We start from the raw sequence: 13,258 nt of genomic DNA, 5'->3' as shown, positions 1-13,258 counted from the left end.
CACGCCCAGAACGTCAACGAACCCGAGTGCCGCACCACCCGCGCCGCGATGCACGACTACCTCAAAGGACGCCTGCTGCCCCGGAGGCAACGCCGCCTGGAGGTCCACATGGACGGCTGCGGGGAATGCACCCGCGCGTTCATCGACGTGCGCGAGGTCTCCTGGATGCTCCGCGACCTCGGCCAGCACCTCATCGCCGGCGGCCTGCTCACCGGCACCGCCGCCGGCGCGGCCGGCGCGGCAGGCGCGGGCGCGACCAAGCCGCGCTTCGGCAAGAAGGAGACCGCGGTGGCGGCAGGCGTGCTCGCCGCGCTGGCCATCGGCTCCGGCGCCGCCGCGATGATCATGAGCCAGCTCGACGACCCGCCCATCCAGGCGGTCGAGGACGCCGGGGCCGCGGGAGACGGTTCCGGGGCCGGCGGCGGCTCGGGTGCCGGCGGCGGTGGCGGGAGCGGCGACGGCGACGACTCGTCGTCCACCTCGGACAAGCCGTCGACGGACGAGAAGCCCCCGTCGATCCCGCCCGAGGACCCGCAGCCGCGCCCCGCGACCACCCCGAAGGAGGACGCGGCGGCCGCTCCGGCCGACGCTCCCCCGGTGGTGGCCGAACCGGCTCCCGCCCCGGAGTCCGGCGACACGTCGGACGACACCCCGAAGTCCCCGTCCTCCGGCTCCGGCTCCGACTCCGGGTCGAACCCGGGCGGCGGCACGGACAAGCCAGACCCGCCCAAGGAGCCCGAGGAACCAGCGGAGCCGCCGACGGAGCCGGAGAACCCGGCAGAACCGCCGGAGGTGCCGGAGGAGCCCGAGACGCCCGAGACGCCGGCCCTCGGCAGCGCGCTGGACCAGCTGCTCGCCAGCCTCGGCCTCTCCGACCTCCCGGGCATCGATCTCGCGACCACCACCCTGGACGAGATCTGGAACCTTCTCTTCGGCACGTTCTCGGACGCCGCCGACGACGCCGAGTCGGCGACCGGGGACTGATGGGTGTGCGGGCCTCCTACCAGGCCCGCATCTCCTCGACGCTGTGCGGACGCACAGGCCCTCTGGGCGCGAGCCCAAGATCGTCCCGTGATCACACGGGCGCCTTCCATGCGCATGCATTCTTTGCGAGCATGCACGCCCGGGGGCACGCACGACGTGGTGTCACGGGGTATCGCGTCGCGTGCGGAAGGGGGGCAGCGTGACCGTCACGAGTGCCGACCTCAGCCTGTGGGCGGCGCACCGCCGCGCCGTGGTCTTCACGGTGTCCCGGCGGGTTCCGGGCGTCGACCCGGAGCTGGCCGCGAGCTGCGGCCTCGAGCTGCTGTGCGTGGAGCTCCTCAAGCAGGGCGACCTCGCCGACCCGCTCGCGTTCTGGAGCGCCGCGGCGGTCGAGGTGGCGTTGCGGATGACCCAGGAGGAGGAGCCGGTCGTCGGCGGTCCGGCGGGTGAGCCCGCCGCCCTGGCGCCGGTGCGGCACGCGCTCGACTTCGAGGTCCTCAACCTGGCCATGGAGCGGCTCCCCGCCGGTGAGCAGCAGCTCCTCTGGGACCATCACGTGGGATCCCGGCCCGTGTCGGCGATCGCCGACGAGATCGGCGTGCTGCCCTACGCCGCCAAGCGCCGGCTGCGCCGGGCCGAGAACCGGCTCGCGAGCACGTTCGCCACGGCCCACGCCGGGACCACCGCCGACCTGGAGTGCCGGTCCACCCGGGCCGCCCTGCACGACTTCGTCCGGAACCGCCTGCTGCCGCGCCGACGCCAGCAGGTGGAGGACCACATGGTCGGGTGCGCGGGCTGCACCCGGGCCTTCGTCGACGTCCGCGAGTCCTACTGGATGTTGCGCGCCGGTGCGCCCGTGCTGCTGCTGGGGGCCGCGGCGGCGGAGTCGGGACTGGCGACCGGGGCGGGCGCTGCCGTAGCAGGGGCTGCCGGGGCCGGCGCGACGGGTGCGGCCGCGACCGGCGGGGCCGCGTCCGGGGCCGGGGGCTGGCTCACCACCGCCGGGGTCCGCGCGGCCGTGACCGCCCGGACCCTGCTCACCGACCCGGTGAGCCTGACCGCGACCGTCGCCGGCGGCCTGTTCGTGACGACCGCCGTCACCACCGGCGTCGCGGGCAGCATCGGGGCCGCGCCGTCGTTCCACGAGACCGGGACCGTCTCGGTCTCGACGCAGGACCGGACCCCCACCGCCGCGCGCAGTGCCGCCCGGTCGGTCCAGGAGGATCCCACCCACGTTCCCGAGCTGACCGGCACGATCCCGACCGAGCACACGCCGCCCGGCCAGGCGAAGAAGGACGACGTCCCGCCCGGGCTCGCCAAGTCGGACGGCGTCCCGCCGGGCCAGGCGAAGAAGGACACGGTTCCGCCGGGGCAGGCCAAGAAGGACACGACACCGCCCGGCCAGGCCAAGAAGGACACGACACCGCCCGGCCAGGCCAAGAAGGACACGACACCGCCCGGCCAGGCCAAGAAGGACGACGTCCCGCCCGGCCAGGCCAAGAAGGATGTTCCGCCGGGCCAGGCCAAGAAGGATGACGTCCCACCCGGCCAGGCCAAGAAGGACGCTCCGTCGGCCGAGTCGACGACAAAGACCCCGCCCGGTCAGGCCAAGAAGGATGCTCCGCCCGGCCAGGCGAAGCTGGACGGGAAGGCCAAGGGCCGCACGCCGCCCGGTCAGGCCCGTTCGAGGAGTACCAGCACCTCGTAGTGCGAGGTCTGCGGGAACATGTCGAGCAGCCGCGCCCGGACCGGCCGGAGCGACGGCATGGCGGCGAGGTCCTTGGCGAGCGTGGTCGCGTTGCAGCTGGAGTACAGGACGTGGTCGATCCCCGAGCCCTCCAGCCACTGGGCGAGGTCCACGCCGATACCGCGCCGGGGCGGGTTCACGATCACCATCTCGGGCAGCCCGGGCGCCTGCGGCCCGACGGCGAACGCCGTCGCGTCGCCCGCCGCGAACGTGACGTCCTTGAACCGGCCGGCCCCGTCGACGTCGCCGTCGCGCAGGCGCTCCACCGTGGCCGACGCCGCGACGACCGCCTCGGCGCTGATCTCGATGCCCGTGACGGACCGGCCGGGCGCGGAGCAGTGCAGCGCGAAGCCGCCCACCCCGCAGTAGAGGTCCCAGAGGCTGCGCGGGTCCACCTCGTCGACCCAGGTGCGGGCCTGCCGGTACAGCTCGGTGGCGACCGCCGTGTTGGTCTGGAAGAAGCTCTGCGGGCGCAGGTCCAGCGTGATGTCGTCGATGCGCATCGGGAGCGTGGTGCGCTCGGTCAGCGGGATCTCGAGGTCGCCCTCCAGCACCGCGGCGTGCGCGGGCTGGATGTTCGCCGACGCGACCGCGAGGGCCGGGAGGTCGGCCAGCAGCGCGGGCAGGTGCTTGCGGATCCGCGCGATCGACTCCTGGGAGCGCAGCACGAACCGGACCATCAGCTCGCCGTCGGGCGACAGCGTGACCAGGAGGTACTTGAGCTCACCGCGCTGCTGCGCACGCTTGCCGGTGCCCGAGACCTGGTACGGCTCCAGGTTCGCGCGCGTCACGAACGCCGCCAGCGGGCCGAAGGACGCCTGGAGCTCGTCGGGGTAGAGGCCGCAGTCGGTCAGGTCGACACCGTGGCCGGCCCGGTCGAGGATGCCCAGCACGGGCTCGGCGACGGTGCCGCTGACGACCATCTTCGCCTTGTTCCGGAAGGCGGACTCGACGCTGCGGACCGCCGGGAGCCAGGTCAGGCCGTCGGAGACCGGGTCGAGGAGCGTGGCGACGTGCCGCTCCTTGTCGAGCACCTGGGTGGGGTAGTCGATCTCCAGGAGGGTGCACGAGCGGCAGCGTCCGGCGTCGTAGTGAGGGCACTGCACGCCCCCCATTATCCAGTGCCCGCGCACCACCGTGATCGACGGCAGTGCGCAGGCACCGGACGAGCGGCGTCAGCCGCGGTGCCTGGCGGCGTCAGCCCTGGTACTCGAAGTGCCAGGGCTCCTCACGACCGCCGCCCGCCCGTGCCCAGTCCGGGTGCTCCCAGCCGTACTTCGGCCCGTTGGCCGCGAGCCACTCGAACTCGGGCTCGCCGAAGCGGAAGCCGTCGTCCACAGGCACGTCCACAGCGGCGGCCCAGCCGTGGTTGGAGGTGCCGGGCTCGGCGACCTGGCCGGCGCCGAACTCGTCGAGCGCCTGGAGCTGCCAGTCGTAGGGGCGGTAGCCGTACTCGACGCGCAGCGGCTTGCCGAGCTCCGCCTCGAACGCCGCGGCCAGCCTGGTCCAGTCCTCGGCGGCGTCGCAGCGCAGGTACTGCTCCTGACCCTCGGGGCCGAGCCCCATCTCGCACAGGTCCTTCTGCGCGATCCGCCCGTTGCTGCCGTCCGCCAGCGTGGCCCGCACCGCCCAGGCACCGTCCTCGATCGCCACCCGCGCGGTCTCGCGGCGGTCCACGAGGTCCTGCACGGCGCCGAGGTCCTTGGCGTCAGCCTTGGCGGCGAGCGCCGCCGCGCCCTCCTTGCGGTGCGCCAGGAGGGTCTTGCGGGGGCCGGTGGGGCCGTCCAGGCCGGCGGCCCAGTCGAGGGTGTACTGGGAGTCCCGCACCGAGATCTTGAGCTGGTCGGTCGTGGTCGACAGGGACTTCAGGGCCTTGTCGAGCTGCTCGGCGGCCTGTGCCGCCTCGTCGGCGGCCGCGTCGGCCTCGGCCTGGGCGTCCTTGCGGTCCTGCTGCCACTGCCGGTAGGACGCCTGCACCTCCTCGGTCGCGGACGTGAGGGTGGTCGAGGCGGTGCGCATGGTCATGGCCCACTCGGTGGCCTGCGCCTCCAGGGCGTCCAGGTCCCCGGGGGCCTCGAGGCCCGCGGCCCCGGCCTCGGGGATGGACGGTGGCTGCTGGTCGCCGAGCTTCTTGGCGGCGGCGATGTGCCCGGCGAGCTCGGCGCGGAGCGCGCCGTCGACCACCTTGCCCTTGGAGGCGACGAGCGTGCTCTCGGCGGTCTCGATCTGCGCGGCCAGCCCCTCCTGTGCCGCGCGCCCCTCGTCGACGGCCTGCACGACGTCGGCCCGCGCGTCGGCGAGCCGGTCCAGCTCGCGGTTGTTCGACGCGTGCACGAGCGCGAACACGATGCTGGCGATCAGCGCCACCGCGGTGACGATCAGGACGACGGACAGCGGTCGCATCGAGCCGCTGTCGCGCCGTCCGCCCGTGCCGCTCGGCGGGATGTCGGATCTACCGGCCGCCAGCTCGGCTCTCGGTGCGGGACGTGCGGGCTTCGGTGCGTCGGCGAGGGCAGGTTCGGGCGCGGGCCCGGAGGATGTGGACGGCTCCACGTTGAGGGGCATGGCCCGCAGTTTGGCGAATCTCGGACGCGGGCGCTAGTTGCCTGCCCCCTCGGCGAGGGTCTTGAGCTTGTCGACGTACGCGGCCATCTGGTCGCCCTGCCAGTCGGGGATGTTGGTGTTGCCCGCGTAGAGCCCGACGGAGCTGTCGGTGAGCTCGCGCAGGATGTCCGCGTGACCGGCGTGCCGAGCGGTCTCGTCGGTGACGTGCACGATGATGCGGAACAGCGTGACCTCGCCGTTCTTCCACCACGGCACCCGGCCGACGGCGCTCAGCGGGAGCGTGTCGATGGTCTCGTCGCAGAACGCCCAGCCCCGCTTGTAGAGGTCCACGACGGAGGCGACGGTCTCGTCCGCGGTCGCGTACCAGTCGGCCTGCGGGTCCGTCTCGAAGATCTCGTCGAGGACGAGCTCCCCGGGGTCGGGCCACTGCCGCCCGAAGACGGGCCCGAGATAGCCGATCTCGGTGTTGGCACAGTGCTTCACGATGCCCAGGAGGTTGTTGCCCGAGGGCACGAGGGGCCAGCGCGCCTGCTTCTCCGTGAGGCCCTCGAGCTTCCACACGAGGGCCTCACGGGTCTCCTGGAGGTACTTCTTCAGGATCTGCTTCTGCTCGAGCTCGGTCGCGTCGTCCGTGGTCCCACCGGTGGTCTGTGTCATGGGGACAGTGTGTCCCCGGCCACCGACATTCACCGAGGGCTTTCTACCGGAGCCGGCTCCGCCGCCTCGGCTTCCGGTGGAGCCACCACTCGGCGAACAGGAGGTTGACGATCCACGACACCCACGCGGACGCGGCGGCGGCGCCCGCGATCTCCGGGGCGCCGAACCCGATGTCCGGGTCGGTGAGCGCCCCGGGGACGTAGACCGCGATGAGCACGGGCGCCCAGAACCGGTTGGTGATGATCGAGAACGCGAGCGCCGTGCTGCGGACCATCCACTCCCGGTGGTCGGCGAACCGGCGCTGCCGCACGGCGCGGTAGCCGAGCACCGTGAAGGTCAGGAACAGCACGCCCATCATGGTGTTCGCCACCTGCTGGCTCACGCCCGCGCTCGGGAACTGCGCCGTGACCAGCGCGGCGACGCCGGTCACGAGCGCGGTGACCACGTAGACGCGGCCGCTCCACCGGTGCACGCGCGGGTAGTGGGCCCGCAGCCACGGCCAGAGCTGCAGCACGGCGGCGCTCAGCATGACCGACCCCGCGAAGATGTGCGTCACCAGGGCCGGGTAGAACGCCGGGCCGCGGTCGGTCGGGACCAGCGACCTGGCAGGGTCCAGGCCCACGTATCGCGGCAGGGCCGTCACCAGGAGCACCGCGGTGACCACGGCGAGGGGCGCGATCCAGGGGCGGCGCCACCAGCGGACCGTCCGGGTCCGCTCAGCGCCGGGCACGGAACGCCACCCCCGCCGCCACGGCGAACGTGAGCCCGAGGCCCACGCACCAGGTGATCGCCAGCGCGGCGACGCCGCCCAGGTCGGCGGCCCCGGCGCCGGCGACGTTGCCCGTGAGCAGGCCGCGGACCGTCTCGATCACCGGCGTGACCGGCTGGTGCTCGGCGAACCCGCGCAGCCAGCCCGGGAGGGTGTCGACGGGCACGAAGGCGCTGGACACGTAGGGCAGGAACATCACGAAGAACGAGAAGCCGCCCGCGGCGTCGGGCGAACGGACCAGGACGCCCACGAGGGTGGCGAGCCACGTGATCCAGCCGACCCACAGCAGGATCATGCCGACCGCGGCGAGCCACTCCAGCGCGGTGGCCTGGGGCCGGAACCCGAGCAGGATCGACACCCCGAAGACGACCGCCGTGGTGGCCAGGTTCTTCACCAGGCTCGCCACGACGTGCCCGGACAGCACGGTCCAGGAGCTCACGGGCATCGACCGGAGCCGGTCGACCATGCCGCCGGACATGTCGCGCTCGACCGCCATCGCCGTGTTCGCCGCGCCGAAGCCGGCGGCCAGCAGGATCACGCCGGGGGTCACGTAGTTGATGTACTCCGTGCCGGTGTCGAGGGCCCCGCCGAACACGAGGACGAACATCAGCAGGATGATGACGGGCAGCACCACCGCGGTGATCATGGCGTCGGCGTCCCGCGAGACGAGGCGCAGGCCGCGGGTGGTCATGGTCGAGACGTCGCTCAGCACGTGGCTCATGCCGCCACCCCCGTCGTCGTGGCCGGGCGGTCCTGGCCGGCCCGGCCGGCCGCGCCGGTCTGCCCGGTCAGCGTCAGGAAGACGTCGTCGAGGCTCGGCGCCCGCACCTCCCAGTGCTCGGGCGCGACGCCGGCGGCCTCGACCGCGGACAGCACCGACCGCACGTGCCCGACCGAGCCGTCCGTGGCCACGCGTACCCGCGCGCCGTCGACCGTGGCGGCCGCGAGCGCCGGGGCGACCCGGGCGGCGTCGGACGCCGTGGCGAAGGCGAGCTCGACGCCTGCCTCGCCGACCTCGCGCTTGAGCTGGGCCGGGGTGCCCTCGGCGACGATCCGGCCGCCGTCGACCAGTGCGACGCGCTGGGCGAGCCGGTCGGCCTCCTCCAGGTACTGGGTGGTCAGGAGCACGCTGGTGCCGTCGGCCACGACGCCCCGGACGACGTCCCACAGGGCCTGTCGCGACCTGGGGTCGAGGCCGGTGGTGGGTTCGTCGAGGAACATGACGCGGGGCCGGGTGAGCAGGCCGGCGGCGAGGTCGAGCCGGCGGCGCATGCCGCCCGACCAGGTGTCCACGTGCCGGCTCGCGGCGTCGGCCAGGTCGAAGGCGGTGAGCAGCTCGGCGACGCGGTCCCGCACCACGCGGCGGGGCAGGTGGGCGAGGCGCCCCATCATCGTGAGGTTCTCGGCGCCCGACAGCTTGTCGTCGACGGCGACCTGCTGCCCCGTGAGGCTGATGATCTCGCGCACGCGGCGCGCGTCCCGCACCACGTCGAGCCCGCCGACGGTCGCGCGGCCCGCGTCGGGCCGCAGCAGCGTGGACAGGATGCGGACGGTGGTGGTCTTGCCGGCCCCGTTGGGGCCGAGCAGCGCCAGCACCGTTCCCTCCTCGAGCTCCAGGTGGAGCCCGTCCAGCACGGGCGGGCTCGTCGAGCCTCGCCTGGCGAAGGACTTGCCCAGCCCTTCGGCCGTGACGATCGCAGCCATGGTCGTTTCCTCTCGAGTTCAGTTACTGTTTACATCCTACGCGTTTTAGTGTGGGCCGTAAACAGTATGGGGTCAAGAGAGTTTCGGGTCGGATCACCCCGGCCGGGCAGGGCAGGATGGAACCGATGCGCACCGATGACACGTCCGGGCCGGCCGAGCAGCCGCCGAGCACCGGCCAGGAGCACGAGCTGCCCGCCGTCGTGCAGCGCCTGTGGGGCGACACGGCGCCCCGCCGGCGCGGGCCCAAGCCCGCCCTGTCTGCCGCGCAGATCGTCGACGCCGCCATGGCCCTGGCCGACGCCGAGGGCCTCGCCGCCGTCTCGATGGCGCGGGTCGCGGAAGCCGTGGGCTACACCCCGATGGCCCTGTACCGGCACGTGTCGGGCAAGGACGAGCTGCTGATCCTGATGTCGGACGCCATGGCCAGCGACCTGCCCGACGTCCCGATGGAGGCCGGCTGGCGCGCCGGGCTGGAGGTCTGGACCCGAGCGCAGATCGAGCTGGCCCTGACCAGGCCCTGGATGCTCGATCTCCCGCTCTCGGCCGCACCGCCCGGGCCGAACCGGGTGCGCTGGATGGACCAGGCGTTCGGTGTGCTGCGCGAGGTGGACCTGCCGGCGGACGAGAAGCTCGCGATCATCGGCCTGCTCGCCCAGCACGTGCTGGGCGAGGCCCGGGTGCACGTCGAGAACCGGCGTGCGGCGGTGCAGAAGGTCCGGCGCGACGCCGGGCTTCCCGCCGACACTCCCGAGTCCGAGCTCGACCCGGCCGCGATCGAGGCGGCCGACCCGTACGCGGACTTCGAGGCGGTGCTCGGCCGGTACGCCGGCCCGGACACCTATCCGCACATCTTCGCCTCGTTCGCGTCCTGGTCGGGGCCCGCGGTCGACGGACCCGGCGACGACGACATCGCCTTCGGGATCTCGGTGGTGCTGGACGGCCTCGAGGCGTACCTGCGGCGCCGGGGTGCGATCGGTCCCGGGAAGTCCTGAGACCCTCGGCACCACGCCGCAACGGTTCTGGCGCGACCACAGGCAGCGGTTTTCGGACGTCGTGCACAGGCGGGCGGCCGACCGGCGCGGAGTGCCCGTGAGGTGGGTCAGAGTGGTCCCGTGACCACCGACCACGGGACAGACATCAGCACGACGGCCGACGACACTGGCCCGGCCGGGCGCTGCTTCGGCGACGGCGACCCGCTCTACTCGGCGTACCACGACGAGGAGTGGGGCGTGCCCGTGCACGGCGAGCAGGCGCTGCTGGAGCGCATCGCCCTGGAGGGCTTCCAGTCCGGGCTCTCGTGGATCACCGTGCTGCGCAAGCGGCCGGCGTTCCGCGAGGTCTTCGAGGGCTTCGACCCGGAGCGAGTGGCGGCCTTCGGCCCCGACGACGTCGAGCGGCTGCTCCTCGACGCCCGCATCATCCGGAACCGCATGAAGATCGAGGCCACCATCGACAACGCGCGCGCCGTGGTCGCGCTGCACGACTCCGGGCGCACGCTCGACGAGCTCTTCTGGTCGTTCGCACCCGACCCGGCCGGGCGCGTGCGGCACGCCACGTTCGGCGACGTGCCGGCGACGACCGCCGAGTCCAAGGCCATGAGCAAGGCGCTCAAGAAGGAGGGCTTCCGGTTCATCGGGCCCACCACGGCGTACGCGGCCATGCAGGCGTGCGGACTGGTGGACGACCACCTGGCCACGTGCCCGGTCGTGCTGCGCCGGGCCGGCGCGGTGCCTACCGCGCCGGCCGGCTGAGGGTCACAGGTCGGCGCACGGCTCCACGACCGGCAGCACCGCGTCGCGCACCCACGCGGCGAGGGAGGTGCCCGGCGGCCGCAGGATGACGGTGTCCACGCCGTGCACGGCGAAGCCCCGCATCTCCTCGACGAAGGCCGCGGTGTCGCCCGGGCCGATCGGCTTGCCGCGGTGCAGCATCGTGATGCGGATCTCGGCGGGGTCGCGGCCCACGTCGGCGCAGTGGGCGTGCAGCACGTCGAGCAGGTGGCGCAGGCGCTCCGGCGTCTCGGCGAACAGGTTGCACGCGTCCGCGTACTGCGCCACGAGCCGCAGGGTCTTCCGCTCGCCCGACCCGCCGATCATGATCTCCGGGCCCGACAGCGGCGGCGGGTAGCAGAGCGTCTCGGCGAGCTGGAAGTGCTTGCCCTCGAACGGCCCGTCCTGCTCCGGGTCGTACATCTGCCGGGCGATCCGGACGGTCTCCTCGAGCATCTCGAACCGCTCCTTGACCGGCGGGAACGGCACCCCCAGCCCCGCGTGCTCCTTGTCGTACCAGGCGGCGCCGATGCCGTAGGTCGCCCGCCCGCCGGAGACCACGTCGAGGGACGCCACGATCTTGGCCAGCAGGCCGGGGTGCCGGTACGTCACCCCCGTGACCAGCGCGCCGAGCTGCACCCGCTCGGTCACCCCGGCCAGGTAGCCCAGGGTCGTGTACGCCTCCAGCATCGGGTCCGAGGCCGGGAAGCCCTGGTGCTCCATCTGAAAGTAGTGGTCCATCACGGAGATCCACGAGACGCCGCCCTCGTCGGCGTACCGGGCGGCGTCCGCCAGCTCGGCGCGCATCCGGGCGGGCTCCATCGAGTCGAAACGCATGAAGTGGGTGCCGATTCGCATGCCTCGATCCTCCTCCGCCGGCGCTGCGCGTCAAGCCATGGACCGGGTACCGCCCCTCGGGCGGGCCTGCTCGCGCCCGGTCAGACGCCCAGGCCGACCAGGTCTTCCGTGCGCCCGAGCACGCACGCGACGAGCCACGTGATCGACCCGGCCGTCTCGCGCGGGGAGGCCGTCGGCTGCATCACGTGGCTCAGCGCCGAGCGCACCACGATGTCGATGATCACCGCGATCCGCTCGGGCGGCAGCGTCACCTCGTACTGGTCCACCCGGTCCTGGATCACCACCTTCACGGTGCCCAGCAGCGACTCGGAGTGCGTGGTGAGCAGCGGCAGCAGCTCGGTGTCCGCGCCGTGCGTCGCGGACACCACGGCCCGCAGCAGGTCGTTGCCCTCGGCGAACGTCAGCGTGCTCTCCACGGCGTCGTGGATAGCCGCCAGCAGGTCGTCGGGGTGGCTGTCGAAGGCCTCGGCGATACGGAAGACGAACTGCGCCGACTCCGTGAGCACCATGGCCTCGGCCAGGTCGTCGCGGCTGCCGACCGCGTTGTAGACGGTCTGCCGGCTCACGCCGGCCTCGGTCGCGAGGCGGCCCATCGTCACCTTGGACCAGCCATGGGCGCAGGTCAGGCGCGCGGCAGCGGCAATGATCCGGTTCCGGTTGGAGATCGGGTCGTCGTCGTGTGCGGCAGTCGCCTCGGCCATGGCCAAATCCTAGGCAACGGGTGAACTTCTGGGGCCTTCAGGATCGCCCCGGGATGCCCATTTCACCCCCTCGTCATTTCGCCCTGCGGATCGCCGGCCCGGCGCGGCTCCCGACCCCGGCTTCCGGCGGACCCCCTAGAGTGGCGGGCATGGATCTCGAGGAACGCCTGGCAGTCTTCATCGACTACGAGAACCTGGCGCTCGGCGCCCGGGAGCACCTGGGCGGGATGCAGTTCGACTTCGGCCCCATCGCCGACGCGCTCGCCGTCCGCGGGCGGGTGGTCGCGCGCCGTGCCTACGCGGACTGGTCGTACTTCGACGAGGACCGGCGGATGCTGACCCGGCACCAGGTCGAGCTCATCGAGATGACCCAGCGCATGGGCGCCTCCCGCAAGAACGCCGCCGACATCAAGATGGTGGTCGACGCCATCGAGATGGCCTTCGAGCGCGACTACATCTCCACGTTCGTCATGTGCACCGGCGACAGCGACTTCTCGCCGCTCGTCCACAAGCTCCGTGAGCTGAACAAGCGCGTGATCGGCGTCGGCGTCGAGAAGTCGACGTCGCGCCTGCTGCCCGCCGCCTGCGACGAGTTCCTCTTCTACGACCGGCTCGAGGGCGTCGAGGTGCCCGACGAGGACCAGGGCGCCCCCGCCCACAAGCGCGGCTCCCGCACCCGCAAGGCCGGCACGACGACGGAGCGCGCCAGCGCGCAGAAGGCACCGGCCGCCTCGCGCCGCACCAAGGCCGCCGAGGCGGTCGCGGAGGCCGTCGCCGAGGCGAACGCGCCCGAGACCCCGGCCGAGCCCGAGGCCGAGACCAAGCCCGCGACCCGGCGGCGCAAGAAGCCCGAGCCCGCCCCGGTGCCGGCCGACGTGGCGCCCGAGGCCGAGCCCGACGTGGACGTCAGCGAGCAGGACGAGGCGCCGACGTCGAACGACGTGCCGATGGAGGTGCGGGTGGCGCAGACCCTCGGCGACCTGCAGTCGTCGACGAGCGGCCCGGTCACGGCGTCCGCCCTCAAGCGGACGCTGCTGCGCAAGGACGCCACGTTCAGCGAGTCGGACTACGGGTTCCGCACGTTCGGCGAGTTCCTGCGCTTCCTCGCGGACCGCGAGTTCGTGGAGCTCGCGCCGGGCCCGTCGGCGGGCGACCCCGAGGTGTCGCTGCCGGAGCAGGGCGACACCGACGCGGCGTTCGCGCTGCTGCGCGACGTGGTGCAGGAGTCCGGCGGCTCCGCCGCTCTGTCCGGCCTGAAGAACGCGGTGCGCAAGCGCCGCCCCGACTTCTCCGAGAAGGCGCTCGGCTTCCGCGGTTTCCTCCAGTTCGCGAAGGCGGCGGAGGCCGCGGGCACGGTCTCGCTGGCCTGGGACGACGACGCGGACGACTACCTGGTCACCGCCTGAGCCGGAGGAGCAGCGCAGGGTGGGGGCCGAGGAACGAGGCACCCGCCCGGAGCGGAACCGCAGGCTCAGGCGGCAGAAGACACCGCGTAGTCATCTCC

General features: G+C 73.1%; 13 protein-coding genes. 5 read left to right on the top strand and 8 right to left on the bottom strand.

Annotated features, from left to right (window positions below; translation table 11 throughout):
• Both ACFU5G_RS24835 and ACFU5G_RS24830 read left to right on the top strand, forming a co-directional pair.
• On the top strand, nt 1-984 hold a 984-nt coding region (locus ACFU5G_RS24835; protein ID WP_377250809.1), incomplete at its 5' end, for a zf-HC2 domain-containing protein.
• 199 nt (nt 985-1,183) lie between these two features.
• Complete coding sequence (locus ACFU5G_RS24830) at nt 1,184-2,692, top strand: zf-HC2 domain-containing protein (RefSeq protein WP_377250807.1); 1,509 nt, start codon at nt 1,184-1,186, stop codon at nt 2,690-2,692.
• Here ACFU5G_RS24830 and rlmC read toward each other — a convergent pair.
• From rlmC to ACFU5G_RS24800, 6 genes are all read right to left on the bottom strand, one after another.
• On the bottom strand, nt 2,659-3,837 hold the full coding sequence (gene rlmC / locus ACFU5G_RS24825; protein WP_377250805.1) for a 23S rRNA (uracil(747)-C(5))-methyltransferase RlmC: 1,179 nt from the start codon (nt 3,835-3,837) through the stop codon (nt 2,659-2,661). The two genes, ACFU5G_RS24830 and rlmC, sit on opposite strands and share 34 nt — an antisense overlap.
• A gap of 91 nt (nt 3,838-3,928) precedes the next feature.
• Nucleotides 3,929-5,296: a M15 family metallopeptidase gene (locus tag ACFU5G_RS24820; RefSeq protein WP_377250802.1), complete on the bottom strand. Its 1,368-nt coding sequence runs from the start codon at nt 5,294-5,296 to the stop codon at nt 3,929-3,931.
• Nucleotides 5,297-5,329: 33 nt separating this feature from the next.
• Nucleotides 5,330-5,953: a DinB family protein gene (locus ACFU5G_RS24815; protein ID WP_377250800.1), complete on the bottom strand. Its 624-nt coding sequence runs from the start codon at nt 5,951-5,953 to the stop codon at nt 5,330-5,332.
• 43 nt (nt 5,954-5,996) lie between these two features.
• Nucleotides 5,997-6,683, bottom strand: a complete 687-nt coding sequence (locus ACFU5G_RS24810) for a DUF2306 domain-containing protein (protein ID WP_377250798.1) — start codon at nt 6,681-6,683, stop codon at nt 5,997-5,999.
• A complete protein-coding gene (locus tag ACFU5G_RS24805; RefSeq protein WP_377250796.1) occupies nt 6,670-7,443 on the bottom strand; it encodes an ABC transporter permease in 774 nt (257 codons plus the stop codon). Before ACFU5G_RS24805 ends, ACFU5G_RS24810 begins: the two co-directional genes overlap by 14 nt.
• A complete protein-coding gene (locus ACFU5G_RS24800) occupies nt 7,440-8,426 on the bottom strand; it encodes an ATP-binding cassette domain-containing protein (RefSeq protein WP_377250794.1) in 987 nt (328 codons plus the stop codon). Before ACFU5G_RS24800 ends, ACFU5G_RS24805 begins: the two co-directional genes overlap by 4 nt.
• Before the next feature lie 125 nt (nt 8,427-8,551).
• Between ACFU5G_RS24800 and ACFU5G_RS24795 the strand changes: the two genes are divergently transcribed.
• Both ACFU5G_RS24795 and ACFU5G_RS24790 read left to right on the top strand, forming a co-directional pair.
• Nucleotides 8,552-9,418 (top strand): TetR/AcrR family transcriptional regulator, encoded by an 867-nt coding sequence (locus ACFU5G_RS24795; protein ID WP_377250791.1) that lies wholly within the window; start codon nt 8,552-8,554, stop codon nt 9,416-9,418.
• Between the two features lie 120 nt (nt 9,419-9,538).
• On the top strand, nt 9,539-10,177 hold the full coding sequence (locus ACFU5G_RS24790) for a DNA-3-methyladenine glycosylase I (RefSeq protein ID WP_377250788.1): 639 nt from the start codon (nt 9,539-9,541) through the stop codon (nt 10,175-10,177).
• A gap of 3 nt (nt 10,178-10,180) precedes the next feature.
• On the opposite strand, the gene ACFU5G_RS24785 is transcribed toward ACFU5G_RS24790, so the two are convergent.
• Nucleotides 10,181-11,053, bottom strand: a complete 873-nt coding sequence (locus ACFU5G_RS24785; protein WP_377250785.1) for an LLM class F420-dependent oxidoreductase — start codon at nt 11,051-11,053, stop codon at nt 10,181-10,183.
• A gap of 80 nt (nt 11,054-11,133) precedes the next feature.
• The gene (locus ACFU5G_RS24780; protein ID WP_377250782.1) at nt 11,134-11,754 is read right to left on the bottom strand and encodes a TetR family transcriptional regulator; all 621 of its coding nucleotides are present in this window, start codon (nt 11,752-11,754) and stop codon (nt 11,134-11,136) included.
• 149 nt (nt 11,755-11,903) lie between these two features.
• Here ACFU5G_RS24780 and ACFU5G_RS24775 point away from each other — a divergent pair, with 149 nt between their 5' ends.
• Entirely contained in the window at nt 11,904-13,160 is a 1,257-nt protein-coding gene (locus tag ACFU5G_RS24775) for an NYN domain-containing protein (RefSeq protein ID WP_377250779.1), read from the top strand.
• The last annotated feature ends 98 nt before the right edge of the window (nt 13,161-13,258 follow it).

Origin of the sequence: Promicromonospora sp. NPDC057488 (genome assembly GCF_042802395.1) — a bacterium.
Lineage (GTDB): Bacteria > Actinomycetota > Actinomycetes > Actinomycetales > Cellulomonadaceae > Promicromonospora.
The sequence above is the reverse complement of the archived record's forward strand: the minus strand, read 5'-3'. Positions and strand labels throughout refer to the sequence as shown.